22 protein-coding genes are annotated in these 22,604 nt (G+C 55.1%); 15 read left to right on the top strand and 7 right to left on the bottom strand.

The annotated features are described in order from the left end of the window. Positions 1–7: 7 nt before the first annotated feature. Both CWS43_RS20900 and CWS43_RS20905 read right to left on the bottom strand, forming a co-directional pair. Positions 8–574 carry a DUF4286 family protein gene (locus tag CWS43_RS20900; protein ID WP_101079015.1) on the bottom strand — a complete coding sequence of 189 codons (567 nt, stop codon included), beginning with the start codon at positions 572–574 and terminating at the stop codon, positions 8–10. Positions 575–688: 114 nt separating this feature from the next. Next, the gene (locus tag CWS43_RS20905) at positions 689–1,108 is read right to left on the bottom strand and encodes a helix-turn-helix domain-containing protein (RefSeq protein ID WP_101079016.1); all 420 of its coding nucleotides are present in this window, start codon (positions 1,106–1,108) and stop codon (positions 689–691) included. 110 nt (positions 1,109–1,218) lie between these two features. On the opposite strand from CWS43_RS20905, the gene CWS43_RS20910 reads away from it, so the two are divergent. Continuing rightward, positions 1,219–2,076, top strand: a complete 858-nt coding sequence (locus tag CWS43_RS20910; protein ID WP_101079018.1) for an SDR family oxidoreductase — start codon at positions 1,219–1,221, stop codon at positions 2,074–2,076. 466 nt (positions 2,077–2,542) lie between these two features. Then, positions 2,543–3,073, top strand: a complete 531-nt coding sequence (locus CWS43_RS20915; RefSeq protein WP_101079020.1) for an adenylate kinase — start codon at positions 2,543–2,545, stop codon at positions 3,071–3,073. On the opposite strand, the gene idi is transcribed toward CWS43_RS20915, so the two are convergent. Both idi and CWS43_RS20925 read right to left on the bottom strand, forming a co-directional pair. Next, positions 3,032–3,565: an isopentenyl-diphosphate Delta-isomerase gene (gene idi, locus CWS43_RS20920; protein WP_101079022.1), complete on the bottom strand. Its 534-nt coding sequence runs from the start codon at positions 3,563–3,565 to the stop codon at positions 3,032–3,034. The genes CWS43_RS20915 and idi overlap by 42 nt on opposite strands. Before the next feature lie 11 nt (positions 3,566–3,576). Then, the gene (locus tag CWS43_RS20925; protein ID WP_101079024.1) at positions 3,577–3,990 is read right to left on the bottom strand and encodes a MarR family winged helix-turn-helix transcriptional regulator; all 414 of its coding nucleotides are present in this window, start codon (positions 3,988–3,990) and stop codon (positions 3,577–3,579) included. A gap of 184 nt (positions 3,991–4,174) precedes the next feature. On the opposite strand from CWS43_RS20925, the gene CWS43_RS20930 reads away from it, so the two are divergent. The 7 genes from CWS43_RS20930 (at position 4,175) to msrA (ending at position 12,878) form a co-directional block, all read left to right on the top strand. After that, positions 4,175–5,605: a non-oxidative hydroxyarylic acid decarboxylases subunit C gene (locus CWS43_RS20930; RefSeq protein WP_101079026.1), complete on the top strand. Its 1,431-nt coding sequence runs from the start codon at positions 4,175–4,177 to the stop codon at positions 5,603–5,605. 29 nt (positions 5,606–5,634) lie between these two features. Then, positions 5,635–5,862, top strand: a complete 228-nt coding sequence (locus CWS43_RS20935) for a non-oxidative hydroxyarylic acid decarboxylases subunit D (RefSeq protein ID WP_101079027.1) — start codon at positions 5,635–5,637, stop codon at positions 5,860–5,862. Between the two features lie 374 nt (positions 5,863–6,236). Beyond that, entirely contained in the window at positions 6,237–7,790 is a 1,554-nt protein-coding gene (locus CWS43_RS20940; protein ID WP_101079029.1) for a peptide MFS transporter, read from the top strand. A gap of 320 nt (positions 7,791–8,110) precedes the next feature. Further along, positions 8,111–9,490 (top strand): glycoside-pentoside-hexuronide (GPH):cation symporter, encoded by a 1,380-nt coding sequence (locus tag CWS43_RS20945; RefSeq protein WP_101079031.1) that lies wholly within the window; start codon positions 8,111–8,113, stop codon positions 9,488–9,490. Further along, the gene (locus CWS43_RS20950; RefSeq protein WP_101079033.1) at positions 9,487–11,535 is read left to right on the top strand and encodes a TIM-barrel domain-containing protein; all 2,049 of its coding nucleotides are present in this window, start codon (positions 9,487–9,489) and stop codon (positions 11,533–11,535) included. Before CWS43_RS20945 ends, CWS43_RS20950 begins: the two co-directional genes overlap by 4 nt. Before the next feature lie 93 nt (positions 11,536–11,628). Continuing rightward, positions 11,629–12,135, top strand: coding sequence for a peptide-methionine (R)-S-oxide reductase MsrB (gene msrB, locus CWS43_RS20955; RefSeq protein WP_101079035.1), 507 nt, complete (start codon positions 11,629–11,631; stop codon positions 12,133–12,135). A 17-nt stretch (positions 12,136–12,152) separates the two neighbouring features. Beyond that, positions 12,153–12,878: a peptide-methionine (S)-S-oxide reductase MsrA gene (gene msrA / locus CWS43_RS20960; RefSeq protein WP_101079037.1), complete on the top strand. Its 726-nt coding sequence runs from the start codon at positions 12,153–12,155 to the stop codon at positions 12,876–12,878. Positions 12,879–13,198: 320 nt separating this feature from the next. Here the strand turns inward: msrA and CWS43_RS20965 are convergent, their stop codons facing one another. The 3 genes from CWS43_RS20965 to CWS43_RS20975 all read right to left on the bottom strand — a co-directional run bounded on the left by CWS43_RS20965 (position 13,199) and on the right by CWS43_RS20975 (position 15,293). Then, positions 13,199–13,498: a hypothetical protein gene (locus tag CWS43_RS20965; protein WP_101079038.1), complete on the bottom strand. Its 300-nt coding sequence runs from the start codon at positions 13,496–13,498 to the stop codon at positions 13,199–13,201. 36 nt (positions 13,499–13,534) lie between these two features. Then, positions 13,535–14,449: a proline iminopeptidase-family hydrolase gene (locus tag CWS43_RS20970; RefSeq protein ID WP_101079040.1), complete on the bottom strand. Its 915-nt coding sequence runs from the start codon at positions 14,447–14,449 to the stop codon at positions 13,535–13,537. An 88-nt stretch (positions 14,450–14,537) separates the two neighbouring features. Continuing rightward, complete coding sequence (locus CWS43_RS20975) at positions 14,538–15,293, bottom strand: LuxR family transcriptional regulator (protein WP_101079042.1); 756 nt, start codon at positions 15,291–15,293, stop codon at positions 14,538–14,540. Between the two features lie 228 nt (positions 15,294–15,521). Between CWS43_RS20975 and CWS43_RS20980 the strand changes: the two genes are divergently transcribed. The 6 genes from CWS43_RS20980 to CWS43_RS21005 all read left to right on the top strand — a co-directional run bounded on the left by CWS43_RS20980 (position 15,522) and on the right by CWS43_RS21005 (position 22,582). Further along, positions 15,522–16,460 carry an ABC transporter permease gene (locus CWS43_RS20980; protein ID WP_101079044.1) on the top strand — a complete coding sequence of 313 codons (939 nt, stop codon included), beginning with the start codon at positions 15,522–15,524 and terminating at the stop codon, positions 16,458–16,460. Continuing rightward, positions 16,457–17,317: an ABC transporter permease gene (locus CWS43_RS20985; protein WP_101079046.1), complete on the top strand. Its 861-nt coding sequence runs from the start codon at positions 16,457–16,459 to the stop codon at positions 17,315–17,317. Before CWS43_RS20980 ends, CWS43_RS20985 begins: the two co-directional genes overlap by 4 nt. Further along, positions 17,314–18,321 carry an ABC transporter ATP-binding protein gene (locus tag CWS43_RS20990; protein WP_101079047.1) on the top strand — a complete coding sequence of 336 codons (1,008 nt, stop codon included), beginning with the start codon at positions 17,314–17,316 and terminating at the stop codon, positions 18,319–18,321. Before CWS43_RS20985 ends, CWS43_RS20990 begins: the two co-directional genes overlap by 4 nt. Further along, the gene (locus CWS43_RS20995; RefSeq protein ID WP_101079049.1) at positions 18,305–19,348 is read left to right on the top strand and encodes an ABC transporter ATP-binding protein; all 1,044 of its coding nucleotides are present in this window, start codon (positions 18,305–18,307) and stop codon (positions 19,346–19,348) included. Before CWS43_RS20990 ends, CWS43_RS20995 begins: the two co-directional genes overlap by 17 nt. A 1-nt stretch (position 19,349) precedes the next feature. After that, positions 19,350–20,864 carry an ABC transporter substrate-binding protein gene (locus CWS43_RS21000; RefSeq protein ID WP_101079051.1) on the top strand — a complete coding sequence of 505 codons (1,515 nt, stop codon included), beginning with the start codon at positions 19,350–19,352 and terminating at the stop codon, positions 20,862–20,864. Positions 20,865–21,085: 221 nt separating this feature from the next. After that, positions 21,086–22,582 carry an MFS transporter gene (locus CWS43_RS21005; RefSeq protein ID WP_101079053.1) on the top strand — a complete coding sequence of 499 codons (1,497 nt, stop codon included), beginning with the start codon at positions 21,086–21,088 and terminating at the stop codon, positions 22,580–22,582. The last annotated feature ends 22 nt before the right edge of the window (positions 22,583–22,604 follow it).

Below are 22,604 nucleotides of genomic sequence, written 5' to 3' on the forward strand. Positions count from 1 at the left end.
GCTCCTGTCATTGCGCGTTTGTGCGCGTCAGCCATGAATGAAAAACTCGGGTAATGATTGGCATCCAGAGGAATACCACCAGCGCAACGACGGAAGCGTCATTGAGTAAATGGCCGCCCTCCGTGCCTTTGAGCTGTGGCAAAAAAAGTCCCCAAAACCAGGGAACGATGTGCGTCGACGGGTAAATCACCAGCAGGGTCAGCAGATACTGCTTCCAGCGGGCCGGAGGACGGACCGTGGCGCTTGGCGGGGTAAACCAGAATTCGGCACCGGGGCGAACTTCAGTGCTGTCGCTTTGTAACAGCAGGGGGCTGACTTCTTCCACCAGCTGTTTGCGCAGATCTGATTTGTGCCAGGCATTGAGATTTTCCAGCGTATCGAACCGGACCAGAATGGTGTAAGCATCGCCGCTGCGGCTCAGGCGGATCACGTTGACACCCAGGTGGCCCGGAAAAGTGCTGGCCTGGGGCATGATTTTATTCAGCCAGGTTTCGTACTCTGCTTCATGGGCAGGCGCAACTTTGTGCGTGATGACAAGCGTAACGTGCTGCTTATGGGTTTGAGACTGAGACATTAACCACCTCACCTGTTGAAAATAAAATCATTTATCGAATCAATGAAATGATATTAGTTGGCGAGTTGAATCAATGATAGGTGAGAATTTTTACCTTCTTGTTAAGTTTTTTTGTTAATCATTTTCCCCGACCACACGCAGGCTGCGCTGCTTTAAAACGCGGTGCAAATTCGATTCCAGCCAGTTTGCCAGCCCGGAAACCTGGTCCTTCACCTCGATACCCAGTGGCGTCAGGCTATACTCAACGTGCGGCGGAACCACCGGGAATGAGCGGCGATCGATAAAACCATCTTCTTCAAGTGACTGTAATGTCTGCGCCAGCATCTTCTCACTGACACCACCGACTTTCCGGCGCAGCTCACTAAAGCGCAGCGTCTGGTCGCTAAGGGCGAGCAGGATCAGTAAACCCCATCGGCTGGTAATGTGCCGGAGGATTTCGCGGGACGGGCAGTTCGGGTCGAGCACTTCACCCCGACGGATCTGTTCTGTAAGGGGGAGACGATCAGAAGTTTTGTCGGAAGAAATTATTTTCATACTTACCTTTTAGTGCGTACTTACGGAAAGTTAGTATATCGCATAGGATGTTTTCAGAGCCAGCGTCTTTCAGGCCTCATGTTGAATAAAACACTTTTTGGAGAAACAAAATGATCGCAATTACCGGTGCTACCGGCCAGTTAGGCCGCCTCGTTATTGCCGCACTTTTGAAGAAAGTGCCTGCTAATCAGATTATTGCTGCAGTCCGCAGCCCGGAAAAAGCCAAAGACCTGGCTGATTTAGGCGTAGAAGTGCGTCAGGCGGATTACGGCCAACCCGCAACACTGGATTCTGCCTTTAAAGGCGTTGAAAAACTGTTGCTGATTTCTTCCAGCGAAGTCGGTCAGCGTGAAGCGCAGCACAACGCGGTGATTGCGGCAGCAAAACGCGCAGGCGTCAAATTGCTGGCGTACACCAGCTTGCTGCATGCAGGCAAAAGCCCGCTGGGCCTGGGCGTGGAACACCGCGCGACTGAAAAAGCACTGAGCGAATCCGGCGTGCCTTATGTTCTGCTGCGCAATGGCTGGTACACCGAAAACTACGCGGCAAGCGTGGCGCCTGCACTGGCGCACAATGCGTTTATTGGTGCTGTTGGCGAAGGGCGCATTGCTTCCGCCGCGCGTCAGGATTATGCAGAAGCCGCCGCAGTAGTGCTGACCCTGGATAACCAGGCGGGTAAAGTCTACGAATTAGCCGGTGATGAGGCTTACACATTGGCTGAATTCTCCGCAGAAATCGCGAAGCAGTCCGGTAAAAAAGTGGACTACGTCAACCTGCCGGAAGCGGAATTTGCTAAAGCACTGATCGGAGCGGGCCTGCCGGACTGGCTGGCAAATATGCTGGCAGATTCTGATGCGGGCGCAGCGAAAGGCGGCCTGTTTGATGATTCTCATACATTAAGCAAACTGATCGGTCGCCAGACGACGCCGGCAAAAGACGTGATTGCCGCGACGCTGAAATCTCTCTGATTGGTTAAATGTTGTTCATTAAATGGTGATCTGCGGCCTGCTATTTTTGCGGGCCGTTTTTTATTTCTTCATTACCCTTTCCGCTGTATTCCCCGCCACGCTTTCTGTATTGATTTTCCTGAACCTGAGACAGGCGATTGCTAGACGCAGCGCTATCGTGTTTCCAGGGGGGAAGTGTGCAGCAAACCGCAGATAAAAGAATGCCCGTCAGGGGAAACGGGCATTGGAATGTGTTACAAGGGAAAACATGAAGTCGTCTGTAGCAGGCTACAGATGAGCTTTATAATAATCATTAATTGTGATGTTTGTGTGTAGGAAGAATCTGTTTTCTGGTGAATGTGGCAACAAATTTACAACACTGTGGATAACGCCGTGGATGCATTATATCGCTATACAACGCTCTCATTTCGCCGCACAATACGTGCCCATTTTTTGATGAGAAAAACAGCGAGCGGAGAATTCTTCAGTGAAAATCAATGTCATTGGAACCAGCGGAAGCGGGAAATCAACACTGGCGCGCGGTATTTCTCAGAAACTGAATATCCCGTATATAGAACTGGATGCGCTGTTCTGGCGGCCAGGCTGGCAAGGTACGCCGGATGAGGCATTTTTCGTGAGCCTCAGCGAAAAGCTGGCTGCAAACGATAAATGGGTGCTGGACGGCAATTACAAACGTACCCAGACGGTGAAATGGCGGGAAATAGATCTGATCGTTTGGGTTGATTATTCGTTTGGCCGGACGCTGTTTCAGGCCGTGAAACGCGCCGCCACACGTGCATGGAATAAGCAGGAGATCTGGGCCGGCACGGGGAATTGCGAGTCGTTTCGCAAAAGCTTTTTCAGCCGTGATTCCATTATCCTGTGGACACTCAAAACTTTCGCGAATAACCGCCGCCAGTATGAGGCTTTGTTAAGCAACCCGGACTGGCAGCACGTACGTTTTGTGCGTTTACGCTCACCCAAGCAGACTCAGGTTTTTCTCCGTGATTTGACCTAACTGTAACACCATCCAGGGGCTGAATGCCCAGGGGGTGCTTCTGACGCTGTTGAGCAAATCTTCAGGTTTTACCCACTGATAATCCATCACTTCGGTATTGCGTGGCGCCGGGCTCTGGCGGCTGAATGCGGCAAAAATCGGGCAAAATTCATTCTCAACAATGCCGGAGGCGTCGGTCGCATAATACTGAAATTCGCCAATCAGCGAGGTGATCTTTTCAACCGACAGCCCCAGTTCGTACTGGCAGCGGCGATAAACTGCGGCCTGCAAAGATTCGCCAGGGAGCGGGTGTCCGCAGGCGGAGTTCGTCCACACACCGGGCCACGCAACTTTGCTCAAAGCGCGGCGGGTGAGCAGGATTTCTCCGCGATCGTTGTGGATATAGCAGGAAAATGCCAGATGCAACGGCGTGTGATTTGTGTGTACCAACGCCTTGTCCATAGTACCCGCCGGTTGATTTTTTACATCAAGCAACACGACTTCTTCAATCATAAAAACCCCTGTTATTCCCCCATGATCAGTTTCAACAGGCGAACCAGATGCTGTTGATCGTCAGGAGAAAGTCTTGCCAAAAATTCAGTGTCCACCTGCTGACCGATCGGTTGGGTTTTCGCCAGAACGGCTCTGCCTTCCGGCGTCAGCGTAATAAACCGTCGGCGCTTATCCGCCGGATCCGCTTCGCGAATCAATAACCCACGCGCTTCCAGTCGTGAAAGCATTTCTGCCAGCGTCGCTTTGCTGCTAACCGCGACATCGGTGAGTTGTACCTGTTCAATGCCCGGATTTTCAGCAATTGAGCGCAAAACCGCGTACTGAGGTTTGGTCAGATCCGGGATGCACTGCTGCCATCTCGCGGTGTGTTGCTGGAACACCTTTCGCATCAGGTGAAAGGTCTCCTGTCTCAATTGTGTGCTCATCATCCGTTCCTGAATTTCTTATTGGTTTACCCCTATCTTAGCAACCTATGAATAGCGAATGCGACAGGCCATTGCAGGAATTTAAAAAGGAGTATAAGGTGATTTTCATTCGTATACGAACATATTTTAAAAATGAACAGTTTCTGAAAACGTCTTGAACACGACACCGAAAAGGAGAATCAAAATGGCTTTTGATGATCTGCGCAGCTTTATGAGCGCACTGGACGAACAGGGGCAACTGCTGAAGATCACTGAACAGGTGAAAGCAGAGCCCGATCTGGCCGCAGCGGCTAACGCGACCGGCCGTATTGGCGAAGGTGCACCTGCGCTGTACTTCGATAATATCGAAGGTTTTACCGATGCGCGTATCGCACTGAATACGCTGGGTTCCTGGCAAAACCATGCGATTGCGATGGGGCTGCCACCCTCGACGTCGACGAATGAACAGATCGCGGAATATATCCGCCGCTGGGATACCTTCCCGGTGAAACCGGTACGTCGCGACAATCCGCCGTGGGCGCAAAATACCGTCGAGGGTGAAGACATCAATCTGTTCGATATTTTGCCGCTTTTCCGCCTGAATGACGGCGATGGTGGTTTTTATCTCGACAAAGCCTGCGTGGTTTCCCGCGATCCGACCGACCCGGAAAGTTTTGACAAACAGAACGTGGGCATTTACCGGATGGAAGTAAAGGGAAAGCGCAAACTTGGCCTTCAGCCGGTACCGATGCACGACATCGCGCTGCATCTGCATAAAGCGGAAGAGCGCGGGGAAGATTTACCGATTGTGATTACGCTGGGTAACGACCCGATCATTACGCTGATGGGCGCGACACCGCTGAAATACGATCAGTCAGAATATGAAATGGCGGGAGCGCTGCGTGAGGCACCTTACCCGATAGCCACCGCGCCGCTGACCGGTTTCGACGTTCCCTGGGGTTCAGAGGTGATCCTCGAAGGCGTTATTGAGGGGCGCAAACGTGAAATCGAAGGGCCCTTCGGTGAATTCACCGGGCACTATTCCGGTGGTCGCAACATGACGGTGGTGCGTATCGACAAAGTCTCTTACCGCAGCCAGCCCATATTCGAATCCTTGTATCTCGGGATGCCGTGGACAGAAATCGATTATCTGATGGGGCCCGCCACCTGCGTGCCGCTATATCAGCAACTGAAAGCTGAATTCCCGGAAGTGCAGGCCGTCAACGCCATGTACACGCACGGGCTGCTGGCAATCATCTCGACCAAAAAACGTTACGGTGGGTTTGCACGCGCGGTCGGTTTACGCGCCATGACCACGCCGCACGGCCTGGGTTACGTGAAAATGGTCATCATGGTGGATGAGGACGTCGATCCGTTCAATTTGCCACAGGTGATGTGGGCGCTTTCCGCGAAGGTCAATCCGGCGGGCGATCTGGTTCAGCTGCCAAACATGTCCGTGCTGGAGCTGGATCCGGGGTCTTCACCCGCAGGGATCACCGACAAACTGATCATCGATGCTACCACGCCGGTCGCACCGGATAACCGGGGGCATTTCAGCCAGCCGGTACGTGATTTACCGGAAACCAAAGACTGGGTTGTGAAACTTAATTCCCTGCTGGCGGGCCGTCAGGCCTGAGCATTAACTGACTGAGTTAAGGAGTGATTATGATTTGTCCACGTTGTGCCGATGAGCATATTGAACTGATGGCCGTTTCGCCGGTAAAAGGCGTCTGGACCGTACACCAGTGCCAGCGTTGCCTGTACACCTGGCGCTCAACCGAGCCGTTGCGGCGCACCAGCCGGGAACATTATCCGCAAGCGTTTCGCATGACGCAGGCCGATATTGATAATGCACCGATGGTTCCGTCAGTTCCGCCACTTTTAGCGGAGTAATGCCATTAACTGCTCCCTCTGAGAAGGGGGAGTGAGAAGCTTCAGAGCACTTTCGTCTGAAATTCATTTAGTCATTATTCCCCATGCAAAACCCGGCTCTCCATTTTCTAATAAAAATATTAGAATCAGATAGTTAAAAATAATTCATTAAAAAATCCTCCTCTTTTAGTTACCGAACACTTTCTCATTTTTGCCATCATAAACTCTGTAAAGGTAGACAGTTGTCGACTTTTCCTCTAAAAGTTCTGCAGTTCTCGCCAGACAAAACTAGTTTCTAATGGCAAATAATAATTTCTGAATGTTAAAGAGCGGCGAACTGATAACCGCCAGACATTGAGTTTTTCAAACACTACGGCACACCTTTTGGAGAATTTATGCATTCCTCTGGTCACAAAAACGAGAGCCGGACATTTTTCGGTCATCCTTATCCGCTGGGTTCACTGTTTTTCACCGAAATGTGGGAACGGTTCTCGTTTTACGGGATCCGTCCCTTACTGATCCTGTTCATGGCGGCGACGGTCTATGACGGCGGTATGGGGCTCGCGCGTGAAAGCGCATCGGCTATTGTCGGCATTTTTGCCGGCTGCATGTACCTGGCTGCGCTGCCGGGCGGCTGGCTGGCGGATAACTGGCTTGGGCAGCAAAAGGCGGTCTGGTATGGTTCGATTCTTATTGCGCTCGGCCATCTGTCGATCGCCTTATCAGCGGTATTTGGCGACAACCTGTTCTTTATCGGCCTGATGTTTATCGTTCTGGGCTCCGGACTGTTCAAGACCTGTATCTCCGTCATGGTGGGAACGCTGTATAAGAAAGGGGATGCGCGTCGTGATGGCGGTTTCTCGTTGTTTTATATGGGCATCAATATGGGCTCCTTTATCGCGCCGCTGATCTCCGGCTGGCTGATAAAAACCCATGGCTGGCACTGGGGCTTTGGTATTGGTGGCATCGGTATGCTGGTGGCTCTGGTTATTTTCCGCCTGTATGCCGTTCCGGCGATGAAACGTTACGACAGCGAAGTCGGCCTGGATTCAACCTGGAACAGCCCGGTATCTAAGAAAAACGGCGTAGGGGGCTGGTTGCTGGTGCTGGCAGCAGGTGTGGCAGTGGTCGTAACGCTGATATCGCAGGGGGTGATCGTGATTAATCCCGTGGCGGTTGCCAGCGTGCTGGTCTACGTGATTGCAGTGTCAGTTGCCGCGTATTTTATCTATCTGTTTGTCTTTGCCGGGCTTAACAGGAAAGAGCGCGCCAGACTGCTGGTTTGCTTTATTCTGCTGGTCTCTGCTGCCTTCTTCTGGTCTGCGTTTGAGCAGAAACCAACCTCGTTCAACCTGTTCGCTAACGATTATACCAACCGTATGATCGGCGATTTTGAAATCCCGGCGGTTTGGTTCCAGTCAATTAATGCTCTGTTTATCATCCTGCTGGCACCGGTATTCAGCTGGGCATGGCCAATGCTGGCGCGGAAAAACGTTCGTCCGGGCAGTATCACCAAATTCATCATCGGTATTCTGTGTGCGGCTGCGGGCTTTGGGCTGATGATGCTGGCGGCGCAGAATGTGCTGAACAGCGGCGGCGCTGGCGTTTCGCCACTGTGGCTGGTGGGCAGTATTCTGATGCTGACGCTCGGTGAACTGTGCCTGAGCCCGATTGGTCTGGCGACGATGACGTTGCTGGCACCGGAAAGAATGCGGGGGCAGATGATGGGGCTTTGGTTCTGCGCCAGCGCGCTGGGTAATCTGGCTGCGGGGCTTATCGGCGGGCATGTGAAAGCCGATCAACTGGATATGCTGCCTGACCTGTTTGCGCGTTGTTCGGTAGCCCTGCTGATCTGTGCGGCGGTGCTGTTTGTTCTTATCATCCCGGTCAGGAAAATGCTGGAAAACGCTCAGGCGAAGACTGAGCAAAAACCCGTGACCCCTGCCTGATAACAACAGTTCGCAGATAATCATAATAAGCAGGAATGAGGCCGGTGTGGTAACGGGCCTCATTTCGCTAAAACTTTTTGTATGCTCCCTCCGCGACCTAAACCTTCCCGTGTTTCTTATCCCCGCGCTTGTTGCGCATTCTTTGTGTATCAGCCCGCCTGACATCATTCCTGATGTTACCGGTATCACATAAATCAAAAATCATAAGAAATTTATAACATCTCGCAATTGTGACTGCCTTTTAACCATTTTATAACAAGTCTTCGGGCCACGGACGGACGGATTTTTGGTGTTTAACCCTACAAAAGGCAGGACGAAAAATGACTGCGAAGTTATCCGTAAAAGAAAAAATCAGCTACGGTCTGGGGGATATGGCAAGCCATATTGGTCTGGATAATGTGATTATATTCCTGACGTTCTATTACACCGATGTGGTGGGATTACCGGCAGTATTTGTCGGTACCATGTTTCTTGTGGCGCGCGTGGCGGATGCGATCGTTGACCCGGCAATGGGTCTGATTGCTGACCGTACACAGACGCGTTTTGGCAAATTCCGCCCTTATATTCTCTGGCTGGCGTTGCCGTTCGGTGCCAGTTGTTTGCTGGTTTATGCCGTACCGGAATCCTTGTCACTGGGCGGAAAAATGGTTTACGCCAGCGTGACCTATTGCGTGATGATGTTGATGTATACCGCCATCAATATTCCTTATTGTTCGATGGGCGCGATTATTACGCCGGATAACACGCAGCGTATTTCACTACAGTCTTATCGTTTTTTCCTTGCGACGCTGGGCGGGGCAATGTCCACGTTCCTGATGATGCCGCTGGCAGAAATGATGGGCGGAGGGAATAAACTCGACGGCTATTTTGGTGCGATGTCCATCATGGCGTCGGTTGCCGTTGTCATGTTTTTATTGTGCTTTTTCAATACTAAAGAGCGTATCAGTGCGCCACCGACGCATGCTAATTTCCTCTCAGATTTACGTGATTTAGTCCGTAACGATCAGTGGCGGGTCGTGGCGGCGCTGATCTTCTTTAACATCTCCTTCGGCGTCGTCCGCCTCGGCGCGATGATGTATTACGTGACGTATTATCTGGGCAACGTCAGCTACTTTATGTGGCTGCTGGCCGCACATATTATCGGCAAAAGTCTCGGCAGTTTGCTGGTCAAACCGCTGACCAGAAACCGCAGCAAACTGACCGCATTTACGCTGTGCGCCCTTCTGACGGGGGCGTTAAGCATGGCGATTTTCTTCGTTCCGGCGTGGATTTCCCTGCTGGTCGGCATGACGCTGCTGGTGTCGACGTTCTATCAGGTCACCACCACACTGATGTGGGTGATGATGTCGGACGTGGTGGATTACGGTGAATATAAACAGGGCAAACGCATGGATGGCACCGTGTTCTCCACGCTGCTGGCAATTCTCAAGATGGGGATGGCGGTCAGCGGCGCCGTGGTCGGCTGGACGCTCGGCATGAGCGGCTACGTTGCGCATGCCGAGCAGCAAAACACCGCCGCGATGCTGTCAATTATCGCGCTGTTCTCGCTGGTGCCGGGCGTGTTGTCGATGTTTAGCGCGTTGTCGATGCGCTGGTACAAACTCAACGACGCCACCATGAAACATATTAATCAGTCAAAAATCACACCGGAACGCGAGCCTGAACGCCAGGCTACCTTGCAGACACAGGAGTCCGTATGAGCGAATTAATCGCCGAAAAAAACCGTATCCTCTGGCATTTTGATCAGCAAACGCTGGTGATTGAACCCTGGGGCGAAAACAGTCTGCGGGTGCGCGCGACCTGTCGTCCGGCGCTCAATGACTCTCTCTGGGCGCTGCTCCCGCTGCATGAGCAACCTCAGGCGGATATCAGCCGGGGCACCGAGACGTTGACGCTTCGCAATGGCAACATCACGGCGACCGTTAACATTAAAGGCCAGCTGGCGTTTTATAACCAACGCGGCGAGCTGATTCTGGAAGAATTCTGGCGTCAGCGTTCGACGGTGGGCATTGGCGCGACGGAAAAAAGTCAGGACAAATACATCAGTGCGCTGAAAATGGATGCGCGGGAGTTTAAAGCTATCCCGGGCGGAAAACACCAGTTAACGGTGCGCTTTGAGTCACGCCCGGATGAGAAAATCTACGGGATGGGGCAGTACCAGCAAAGTTGTCTGGATCTGAAAGGTTGCACGCTGGAGCTGGCGCAGCGAAATTCACAAGCCAGCGTACCGTTTATGCTATCGAACCTCGGTTACGGTTTGTTGTGGAATAACCCGGCGGTTGGTGAAGCCACATTCGGTAAGAACATAACGCGCTGGGAAGCGCTGGTGACTGAACAGATGGATTACTGGATCACCGCCGGCAATACCCCTGCTGACATTATGCGTCAATATGGCTGCGCGACAGGTACTGCGCCGCAAATGCCGGAGTACGCGACCGGTTTCTGGCAGTGCAAATTACGTTACCGCACGCAGCAGGAAGTACTGGACGTCGCCCGCGAATACAAACGCCGCAACCTGCCGATTTCAGTCATTGTGATTGATTTCTTCCACTGGCCGAATCAGGGTACCTGGTGTTTTGACCCGGTGGACTGGCCGGATCCGAAAGCAATGGTGGCGGAACTTAAATCCCTGGGTATAGAGACCATGGTTTCCGTTTGGCCGACGGTGGACAGCCGAACGGATAATTACAAAGAAATGAAATCTAAAGGCTATCTGGTCAATACCGATCGTGGTGTCTCGGTGAATCTGGATTTCCTCGGGAACTGCACTTTCTTCGATGCAACGCATCCCGGCGCACGGCAGTTTGTCTGGGATAAAGTGAAGCAGAATTATTACGATCTGGGTATCCGCACTTTCTGGCTGGATGAGGCTGAACCGGAATATCGCGCCTATGATTTTGACAACTATCGCTATCATCTGGGGCCGGTACTGGAAGTCGGCAACATCTATCCGCAGAAATTCGCGCAAGGGTTTTACGAAGGATTGCAGCAGGAAGGTGAAAGCGAGATCGTCAATCTGGTGCGCTGTGCCTGGGCAGGCAGCCAGCGTTATGGCGTGCTGGCGTGGTCGGGCGATATCCACTCATCATTCCATGCACTGCGTAACCAGATTGCGGCGGGCCTGAACATGGGGCTGGCAGGGATCCCGTGGTGGACGACGGATATCGGCGGTTTTCAGGGCGGTAATGTCAACGATCCGGCATTTCAGGAACTGCTGATCCGCTGGTTCCAGTGGGCCGTTTTCTGCCCGGTAATGCGTTTACACGGCTACCGTGAACCACAGATTCAGCCGCCAGAGCAGTGGCGTGAGGGTATCGCGCAGTGTAACAGCGGTGCAGCGAATGAAGTCTGGAGTTACGGTGAAGAGAATTACGCGCTGATGAAAAACAGCCTGCACCTGCGCGAGACGTTGCGCCCATATATCCGCCGCGTGATGCAGGAGGCGCATGAAAACGGCGATCCGGCCATGCGCACGATGTTCTATCATTATCCGCAGCAGGCTGAAAGCTGGCAGGTGGAGGATCAGTATTTGCTGGGGGCCGATATTCTGGTTGCGCCGGTTTTATATGCAGGGCAGCGCGATCGCAAAGTGTGGTTGCCTGCCGGTGAAAACTGGGTAGCGCTTAATGGTGAACGCTACGCCGGTGGGCAGACAGTGACGATAGGCACACCGCTGAGTGAAATCCCGGTGTTAGTGCGTGACGGGGCAGATGCCAGCGCGAAGGCGATTCTGCAAACCTTATAGAGTTATCACAAAATCGTTAACTCTCCGGGAGGATTCGGTAAGACATCCCTCTGTAGTCTGGTGCCATCGGTATCAGACAGACGTGAGGCGATCATGATGAACAGACGTAATTTCCTGCTGGGCAGCAGCGCCGTTTCCGCTATTGCGGTGATGGGGCTGCTTCCGTCGTTTTTCCCCCGCAAGGCTGATGCGCAGGCGAAAGCTGAGGCGTTCGAGGTCACCCTGACCGACGCGCAGTGGCATCAGAAGCTGAGTAATGCGCAATATTATGTGTTGCGTGAAGCAGGCACTGAACGGCCATATTCCAGCCCGTTAAACGACGAACATCGTGTGGGTGAATTCGCTTGTGCAGGATGCAGCCTCCCGCTCTTTTCCTCCGCGACTAAATTTGACAGCCACACCGGCTGGCCAAGCTTTTGGCAACCGCTGCCCAATGCCGCGCTGACCAGCCGTGATACCACACTAGGCATGGTCCGCGATGAAGTGCATTGCCGCCGCTGCGGTGGCCATCTGGGGCATGTTTTTGACGATGGCCCGAAACCTACTGGCCTGCGATATTGCATGAACGGGCTGGCAATGACGTTCACCCCGAAAGCCTGACCACCAGGAAACTGACTATGAAAATCTCATCCTCAAAAATGCGGTCTTTACGCCACTGCAGCCTGATTACTGGCCTGGTTCTGGCTTCTGCGTTTGTATTTCAAAATAACGCCTGGTCCTGGGGCGGTGCGGAGCCTGCTGTCGTGATCCCCGCACCGGCAAAAGATGAACCCGCAGGATCCTCCCACAGCGAAACGGCACTGTTTGCTGGCGGTTGTTTCTGGGGAATTCAGGGCGTGTTCCAGCATGTAAAAGGCGTGACCAGCGCGGTTTCAGGCTATACCGGAGGTGCGGCGCAAACTGCAAGTTACGAACAGGTCAGTGCCGGTGATACCGGCCATGCGGAATCGGTGAAAGTTACTTTTGACCCGACGCAGATCACTTACGGCGAACTGCTGCACATCTTCTTCTCCGTGGGGCATAACCCGACCGAACTTAACCGGCAGGGGCCGGATACCGGTAGCCAGTATCGCTCGGCGATTTTCCCGATGAACGCGGCGCAGGCGGAAGTGGCGAAAGCGTATATTGCGCAACTGAACGCCAGCAAAAGCTACCGCGATCCGCTGGTCACCAAAGTAGAAGACAACGCACATTTCTACCCGGCGGAGGCTTATCACCAGAACTTCCTGAATGATAATCCGGATTACCCGTATATTGTGGTGAACGATCTGCCGAAGATTAAAGATTTAGAGAAAGTCTTCCCGGGGGATTACCGGGAGAAACCAGTGCTGGTGACAAAGTAGAGCTTGGCGCTCTGGCTTTAAGGTCAACACCTTGGGCTCGCCGCCCAAACTGGCCCAAAGGGCGCGTTAACGCGCGCGCCCTCTGGACACCCGCGCTTTTTAACTGCGCGCTGCCGCTCGCTGGCTATGTTCCAGAAACTCCGGCTAGTGCCGCAAAATCCCGCCGCTGCGCGGTGCCCTTCGTTCGGGTTACAAACCTCGCAAAAACACGCTCGGTTTTCCACCACTCCTGCGGCGTGATTTTTGAAAGCGGCCAATGGCTATGTAATTCGCAAGATTTATGCGGGCTGATTTTGAATTGAAAAAGCCTCCAGCCGCTTTCAGAAAGCTTGCTGAATGAGTGTTTCGAGACCGAAAGGCTCGAATACCGAAATGAAGGCACCGCGCAGCGGCAAGTTTTCGCGGCAATAGCTGCGGTACCTGAAACATAGCCAGCGAGCGATAGCGCGGGTTGTAAAAAGACGCGGAGATTCCAAAGAGGCCCCGTCCTGGGCCTCTTTGGTCGGTTTCGGCGCGAGCCGCTGAGCGATCACCGCAATTGAAAAACCGAAATTTACACCAAGCTGCTGCTTCAAAGCTGTTTGGGCGGCGAGCCCAAGGTCTTGATCTTGAGCGATCACCGCAATTGAAAAACCGAAATTTACACCAGACCGCCTTTAAAGGCAGCCCTTTGCAGCTGCTTCCTGCAAATCCAAAAATTCCGCCACACATTCCATACATGCTTCACGCTCTTCAACATGTGGCATGTGACTTGAATTCTCGAAAATGACCCATTCCGCGCCTTTAATATGATCGGCGAACGGCTGAACAACTTCAGGCGCAGCTTCATCGTAACGGCCAGAAATCAGCAAGACCGGTACGTTGATTGCCGGCAGACGGCCGATGATCGTCCAGTCTTTCATGCTGCCGATGACGTGAAATTCGGTCGGGCCGTTCATGGCGTGATAAACCGTCGGATCGGCTTCCATCGCGGAGAAGGTGCGTTTTACCTCTTCCGGCCACGGGTCGAGCCGGCAAACGTGGCGCGCGTAGAAAACCTGCGAGGCGGCTTTGTATTCTTCGCTGTCGATCGTTCCGGCCTGTTCGTGGGCGAGCAGGGTTTCCTGCACACCGGCAGGGAGTCCGTTGCGCAGGCGGGCGGCGGCTTGCAGCCAGAGTTCCATCGAGGCGGGTGAGTTGGCGATGATCAGCGCCTTCAGGCCGGGGGGCTGCGTGACGGCGTGTTCGGCACCTAACATTCCGCCCCAGGATTGCCCGAGCAGGGCGTAGTTTTCTTCGATGCCGAGATGGCGCAGGAGATTGTCCAGCTCTGCCAGAAACAGCGACGGTTGCCAGAAACCTGCCGGTTTATCGGGGAGATGCGTCGAACGGCCATTGCCTACCTGATCGTAATGAATGACCGCGCGGCCCGTTTTGGCGATGTCGCGGAACGCGTCAACGTAATCGTGCGTGCAGCCCGGCCCGCCGTGGGCGATCACCAGCGGAGTCATGCCGCTGCTGAGATCGCCGCTGATGCGGTACCAGGTCTGGTATTCCTGAAACGGCGCGTAGCCTTCAGTGATGTTGACCATTTTGTTTCCCCTGTCGGTGAATAATCTTCTCAGGGTAAACATCGGGGCGGTGCTGAACAGCTAGTAAAAAAGATAGGAAATCGGGCGGTCAGCTGTCCAGCAGGCGGTAATGCAGCGCGCGAACCACCGCCTGGACGCGGTTGCTGGCCCCCAATTTACGACCGGCAGTGTTGAGGTGCAGCGTGACGGTGGCCACCGAGCGGTTAAGTTTTCGGGCGATTTCCTTGGCCGTCAGCCCTTCCGCCGCCCAGGCCAGACATTCGCGCTCGCGCTTGCTCAGCCGCACATGTTTGCAGGTCAGCACGCTGGCGTCGAACAGCGGAAAGATGCACTCCTGAAACGTCAGCGCCAGCAGGCTCAGCTCCGCCAGCACATCGTGAATATCCAGTTCATGCCCCGCGCCGGTGTGTATGCCGGTCACGGTGACAAACCCGCCGTTCGGCAAATGCAGAGGCACGGTCGCACCGCTCGGCATGTTGTTATCACACATGTAATGCGTAACCGGTTTGTTGAGATCGCTAAGACGGTTTTGCAGGGAGGTGTTGTCTGGCCGCTGATAGGACCACACAAACGGCGCGCAGCTTTCCAGCGCGTAATGTTGCACCGGATCAACCTGATAATAGCCACTTTCCAGCCACAGCCTCTGCATATCACCCGGCACGTTACACATCCGCAGCAAAGAGGGCGTGATCAGCTCGCCTTCCAGCGATCGCGGTACCGGCGTGTAATCGTAAATCAGGGCGTCGAATCCCAGACGAGAAGTCTGCGCGAAAAGCTGGTTAAAAGCGCCGTCCACGGTAGTTTCCCGCAACGGCGCTGCACTTTCTTTCACCGCGATTTTCATGAATTCCTCTCCGCAATTTCGGCTTTCCGCCATGAATGTGCTGATCGGGCACCGATTTTGCTGCTGCCCGGTTGTTAAGAAAAAGTTATGCAATCGCAGTGCCAAATCGCCGCCAGGACAAACCTAGTATTTTTGCTAACTACCGGTGAGGTTTTGCCGGGGCTAACGTAGAGCCACAGGGGAAATGACCCCCGCTCTGCACCAGAAACAGTCATTAAGAGGATTGCCATGCACCGTTACCGATTTTTGCTCTGGCGCCCGCTGCAATTGCTGCCGGTTTTGCTGGGGATCAGCATCCTGACGTTTGTCATGGTGCGTGCCATACCGGGCGATCCGGCGAGGATACTGCTGGGCGTACGCAGCACGCCGGAGGCTATCGCCCGCATACGAGCCCAGTACGGACTGGATCTGCCGGTCTGGCAGCAATATCTCTACTTCTTACGTAACCTGCTGCATGGCGAAATGGGGAAGTCGCTGATTTACCGCGTGGATACGCTGAAACTGATCATGTCGCGCATCGAACCGACGCTGTATCTGGTGCTGGGCAGCGTGCTGCTGGCGATGCTGTTTACCGTACCACTGGCGGCAACGGCGGCGCGAAACCGCGGGCGGCTGGCGGATCAGATGATCCGTCTGCTTTCTACCGTTGGCCTCGGATTACCGGCGTTCTGGCTGGCGATCATGATGATTTTGCTGTTCAGCCTGTCACTCGGCTGGTTTCCGGTGTCGGGCTACGGCAGTGATTTCGGCGAGCGTTTACATCATCTGTTTTTGCCTTGTCTGACCGTGGCGCTGGCGTTGTCGGCGGTGCTGACCCGCAACCTTCGCGCCAGTTTGTTGATGGAATTGCAGAACGATTATGTCACCGCGGCCATGGCGCGCGGGCAGAACGAGAACCGGATTTTCTGGCGGCACGTGATGCCCAATTCGCTGGTACCGACGGTCAATCTGCTGGCAGTGAATATCGGCTGGCTGATCGGCAGCACGGTGGTGATTGAAAGCGTTTTTGCTATTCCGGGCATGGGGCAGTTACTGGTGAAAGCCATTATCAGCCGCGATTACATGGTGGTTCAGGGCGTGGTTTTGGTGTTTGCGCTGGCGACGGTGGCCGTCAATCTGGTGGCTGATTTGCTGACGGTGGCACTGGATCCGAGGGTGAAGCTATGAACATGACAAACAAAATCGCGACGCAGCGGTTGGGCTGCTTTCACCTGCGTTGGTTGCCGCGTCAGCAGGCGCTGCGGCTCGGCGTATTAATGCTTAGCGCCTGGGTGCTGATTGCGCTGCTTTCCCCGTGGATTGCGCCGTTCGACCCGATTGCGCAGGATGCCTCTGTGACACTGTCACCACCAACGCTCACGCATCCGTTTGGCACTGATAATTTTGGCCGCGACATTCTGTCCCGTGTGATGTGGGGCGCACGGATTGATCTGCAAATCTGCGTTATCGGCGTCATTTTCCCGTTCACCTTCGGCACGTTGGTCGGTGCGTTTTCCGGTTATCTCGGTGGCGCGGTGGATACGTTCTTCATGCGCGTTATCGATGTGGTGCTGGCGTTTCCGTTTCTGGTGCTGATGCTCTCGATCATCGCCATTCTCGGGCCGGGGTTGAGCAGTTTTTATATCGCGATGGCGATGGTCGGCTGGGTGTCTTACGCCCGGCTGGTGCGTTCGCAGGTGCTGACGCTCAAACACCGCGATTTTATTCTGGCCGCACGCAGCCTGGGCTACAGCCATACGCGTATTTTGCTTTTGCATCTTTTACCCAACGCGCTGACCAGTTCGCTGGTGTTTTCGATGTCCGATTGCGTGCTGGTTTTGCTCAGCGGCGCGTCGGTGAGCTACCTCGGCTTAGGCGTTCAGCCTCCGCTGGCCGAATGGGGCGTGATGGTCGCTGAAGGGCAAAGTTTTATCACCACCGCCTGGTGGATAACCACGTTTCCGGGCTTAGCGATTGTCGTGCTGGCGATGAGTTTCAGCCTGCTGGCCGACGGCTTAGGCGACAAACTGGGGGAACGCCCATGACGCTGTTGCAAGTTCGCGATTTAACCATTGAAGACCGGCAGGGCGTGGCGCTGGTGGATAAGCTTTCCCTCACGCTCAGTGCCGGTGAAATCCTCGGGCTGGTGGGCGAAAGCGGGTCGGGCAAAACGCTGAGCTGCCGCGCCATGATGCGCCTGTTGCCGGGCGAAGGCTTGAACATCCGCGCCGGAGAAATCCGCCTGAATGACACCGATTTACTGACGCTCAGCGATAAACGCATGACGGCCATTCGCGGGCGGGAAATTGGCATGATTTTCCAGAACCCGGCCAGCCATCTGAACCCGGTGATGACCATCGGGCAGCAGATTGCAGAAAGCCGCCGCCTGCATTTTGGGGCGAGCCGCCGCGAGGCACAGCGTCAGGCCGTCGAATGGCTGCGGCAGGTGGGCATTCCCGATCCGCAGCGTCGCGTGGACAACTATCCGCATGAGTTTTCCGGTGGTATGCGTCAGCGCGCAATGATCGCCGTGGCGCTGGCCTGCGAGCCAAAAATTCTGATTGCCGACGAACCGACTACGGCGCTGGACGTCACCGTGCAGATGCAGATTTTACGGCTGCTTGGTGATCTGCGCGACCGGCTGGGTATCGCCATTATTCTCATTACTCACGATCTCGGCGTGGTAGCACAAACCTGCGACCGCATCGCGGTGATGTACGGCGGGCGCTTGTGTGAAACCGGCGAAAAACGTCAGGTACTGGCGCAGGCACTGCATCCTTATACCCGCGGCCTGATTGACTGCCAGCCCGCCAGCGAAGGCGGTGCGGGACGGCTGATCACGTTGCCCGGCCAGCCACCGGTTGCGGAGCATTTTCCGAACGGCTGCCGTTTCCATCCGCGTTGTGCGCATGCCACGGCGCAGTGCCATGATCTTCAGCCCGCGATGCAGACCGCTGAGTTTGCCCGCAGCCACGTTGCCGCCTGCCATCACCCTTTGCGGGTTCTGAGTCCGGAGATATCCGGGAGGGAAAATGAATCCACTTTCTGACCTGACAGTTGTGCAGAATGCGCGGCCTTACCCGCTGCTGGAAGCCGAAGATCTTTCGGTGACGTTTCCGGTATCCGGCGGGCTGGGGCGTAAAAAGCGCGTCGTGCAGGCGGTGAACGGTGTGTCGATGTACATCAATGCCGGAGAAACGCTGGGGCTGGTGGGCGAATCGGGCAGCGGAAAAAGCACGCTGGGGCGCGCGATGTTGCAGCTGGAGAGCGCCAGTGCAGGGCGTGTGCGCTTTAACGGGCAACTGATCACCGGCGGCGTGAAACCGGATATTGCCCGGCTTCGTCAGCAAACGGCAATGATTTTTCAGGATCCGTTTTCCTCACTGAATCCGCGTCAGACGCTGGGCGAGAGCATTGGTGAAGTGCTGCGTGTACACCAGAAAGTCGCGAAAGCCGCGATCCCGGCGCGGGTTAACGAGCTGCTGACGCTGGTCGGCCTGAGCGCGGAACATGCTTCACGACGGCCGCAGGCGCTGAGCGGCGGGCAATGCCAGCGTGCCGGAATTGCCCGCGCGCTGGCGATTGAGCCACGGCTGATTGTCGCCGATGAGTGCGTCGCCGCGCTGGACGTGTCGATTCAGGCGCAAATCATCAACTTGCTGATGGATCTGCGCGAGAGCATGGGGCTGGCAATATTGTTTATCGCGCACGATCTGGCGATTGTGCGGCGTCTCTGCGACCGCGTGGCGGTAATGTATCTGGGACGGATTGTTGAAAGCGGCCCGACACAAACGGTGTTTACTACGCCGCGCCATCCTTACACCGCCGCGCTGGTGGCGGCAATTCCTGAAATTGACCCCGACCGCCCGCTGCCGGAGAACCCGTTACAGGGCGAGCCGCCCAGCCCGGTTTCGCTGCCTGCGGGTTGCGCTTTTCATCCACGTTGTGTCCGCGCGCTGCCCGCGTGCAGGCAGGGCGCGGCACCCGAAACCCGGCATATTGCCGACCATGCTTTCGCCTGTGTGCTTGATGCGCCCGGTAGCGAAAGGATTTTTCCGATGACTGAAGGAATGTGACATGAAGCAAAAGCATTTTAACGTTGTGGCCGCCGGGGTGCTGCTGGCGTTGAGCCTGGTCAGCGAAATGGCGCAGGCGGCCGGGGTTCTGACCATCGGACGTCGTGAGGACAGCACGACGTTCGACCCGATCAAATCGGCGCAAAACGCCGATAACTGGGTGTTCTCCAACGTGTTTGATCCGCTGGTTCGCGTCGACAATACCGGCACCAAACTGCTGCCGGGGCTTGCGGAAAGCTGGACGATTTCGCCGGACGGCAAAACGTATACGCTGAAAATGCGCGAGGCAAAATTCTCAGACGGCACGCCGGTCACGGCTTCGGATGCGGTGTTCAGCCTGACGCGTATCCGCGATGACGCCGGTTCACTGTGGAAAGATTCGTACAGCATTATTGATACGCTGAAAGCGGGCGATGCGCACACGCTGGTCATCACGCTGAAAACGCCGTCGGCAGCGTTTCTTTCCCAGCTGGCGCTGCCTAATGCGTCGGTGATTTCACAGGCGGCGCTGACCAAACAGGGCGCGGATGATTTTGCCGAACATCCCGTGGGATCGGGCGCATTCAGCGTGAAAGAGTGGACGCGTGGCGAGAAAGTCGAGCTGGTGAAAAACCCGTATTACTGGGATGCTGCGAAGGTGAAGCTTGATGGCGTCGAGTGGCTGACGCTGCCGGATGACAATACCCGAATGCTCAAGGTGCAGGCGGGCGAAATCGATGCAGCGCTGTCGATTCCGTTCTCACGCATTTCCTCGTTGCAGAAAGACCCGAAACTGGCCGTCGAACTGGACACTTCTACGCGAGAAGATCACTTGCTGATTAACCATTCACACGGCGACCTGGGCAAAGTTGAAGTCCGGCAGGCGCTGGATTTCGCCATCGACAAAAAGTCGATTATCGACACCGTGACGTTCGGCTACGGCAAAATCGCCAATTCCTATATTCCTGACGGCGCGTTGTATCACTACGCCGGTAACTTACAACGCCCTTATGACCCGGAGAAAGCCAAACAGTTGCTGGCGGCGGCAGGCGTGAAAAACCTGACGCTGAAATATCTGGTGAACGCCGGGGATGAAGTGGACGAGCAAATCGCCGTTCTGCTGCAACAACAGTTGGCAAAAGCGGGCATTACGGCCAACCTGCAAAAAGTGGATCCGAGCCAGAGTTGGGACATGTTAGTCGCGGGTGATTACGACATTTCGGTGATGTACTGGACGAATGACATCCTCGATCCCGATCAGAAAACCACGTTTGTGCTGGGACATGATTCCAACAACAACTACATGACGCGTTATCACAACGATAAAGTGAAAGCGCTGGTGGCCGCCGCCCGTGTGGAAATGGATCCGGCAAAACGCCAGCAGATGTATATCGATTTACAGAAAATGGCTAAAGCGGACGTGAACTGGATAGATTTGTATTACAGCCCGTACCGCAACGTGACACGTAAAAATATCAAAGATTTCCATCAGAACCCGCTGGGCCGTTTCACGCTGGAAGACACTGTTAAAGAGTAATTTCGCCACACCGGGGAAATAATAAGAAAGCTGAGATAAAAGTCTGTTTACCCCTTTTGCCCACCTTCCGGTGGGCTTTTTCTTGCCGCTGAGTTCTGCGTTTCTGCCCGCCGGTGTGTCAACCGATCCTCAACCATTACGCTGGCTTCGCTTGATTTTGAGCGCCCGCTCAAGTACCTTTCGCGCTTGAGCAAGTGCTCAAAAACTTTCTGAGGCTGTATATGTTCGTCCAAAACCGCTGGCTGATCCTCGCCATTGTCACCAGTACCCTTTTCCTGATCATCATTGATATGACAGTGCTTTATACGGCGCTGCCGCGTCTGACGCTGGCGCTGGGGGCGTCGTCATCCGAAAAATTATGGATCGTGAATGCGTATCCGCTGGTCGTCGCCGGGCTGCTTCCCGGCGCGGGTATGCTGAGTGACCGTCTCGGGCATAAAAATCTGTTCATGAGCGGCCTGCCGGTGTTTGCGCTGGCGTCGCTGTGCGCGGCTTTTGCGCCGTCCGCAGAATGGCTGATCGCATCCCGCGTGTTTCTGGCGATTGGCGCGGCCATGATGATGCCCGCGACGCTGGCGATTGTGCGCCATGTGTTTACCAATGAGCGCGAACGTGCGCTGGCGATTGGTATCTGGTCGGCGGTGGCGTCAGGCGCGGCGGCGCTCGGGCCGGTGATTGGCGGCGTGTTGCTGGAATATTTCTGGTGGGGCTCGGTGTTCCTGATCAACGTGCCAATTGTGCTGGCCGTATTCCCTTGTGCTCTGGCGCTGATCCCGCGCGGCAAAGGCAACCCGGAACGTCCGTGTGATTTCACCGGTTCTGCGATGGTGATGCTCGGGCTGGTCGGCGTGATTTATGCGCTGAAAGAGCTGAGCAATATGAACTCTTCATGGGCGGGCGTGTTGTTCCCGGCCATCGTGGGCGTACTGTTTCTGGGGCTGTTTGCCAGAAGGCAAAAACGCGCCGTGCAGCCGATGATCGATTTTTCACTGTTCCGCAACCGCGCTTTTGCCTGCGGCGTGGGCGTGGCGATCACCTCGATGATTGCACTGATCGGCATCGAACTGGTACTGAGCCAGCGGTTGCAACTGGTGCTCGGGCTAACGCCATTTATGGCCGCGATGTTTATTCTGCCTATTCCGGTAGCCTCCGCGCTGGCATCGCCGCTGGCCGGAATGCTGATGCCAAAATACGGCGTCCGCAAAATCATGTTGGGCGGTTTTGCGCTTTCCGCCGCGGGGATTGTCAGCCACGCGCTGTTGTTTGAAGGCGGCACTGCGATGCAGCTCGTGAGTCTGTTTATTTTAGGTTTCGGCCTTGGCGGCGCGGTGACGGCGGCCTCGACCTCCATCATGCTGAATGCCCCGGAAGAAAAAGCCGGGATGGTCGCAGCGATTGAAGACGTGTCATGGGAAATGGGCGGCGTGCTGGGTGTGACGTTGCTGGGCGGCCTGATGACGGCAGTTTACAGCCGCAGCCTCACGTTGCCGGACGGTATTGTGACCGGCGACGGCGCGTATGACAGCCTCGATGAAGCGCTGAATATCGCCAGCCATCTCAGCCCGGAGCATGCGACGTTAATCAGCGAACTGGCGCGTACGGCGTTTGATCAGGCGTTTCTGGCAGTCCTGATTTCTGCCGCCACGCTGGTGATCGCCACCGTGGTGGTGCTGAAGATTGTCCTGCGTAAGCCGGTGGGCGTGCGCCAGTCTTCCTGATAAACTGCGGCCTGAGCGGTTG

Source organism: Rahnella sp. AA (assembly GCF_002834385.1).
GTDB lineage: Bacteria > Pseudomonadota > Gammaproteobacteria > Enterobacterales > Enterobacteriaceae > Rahnella.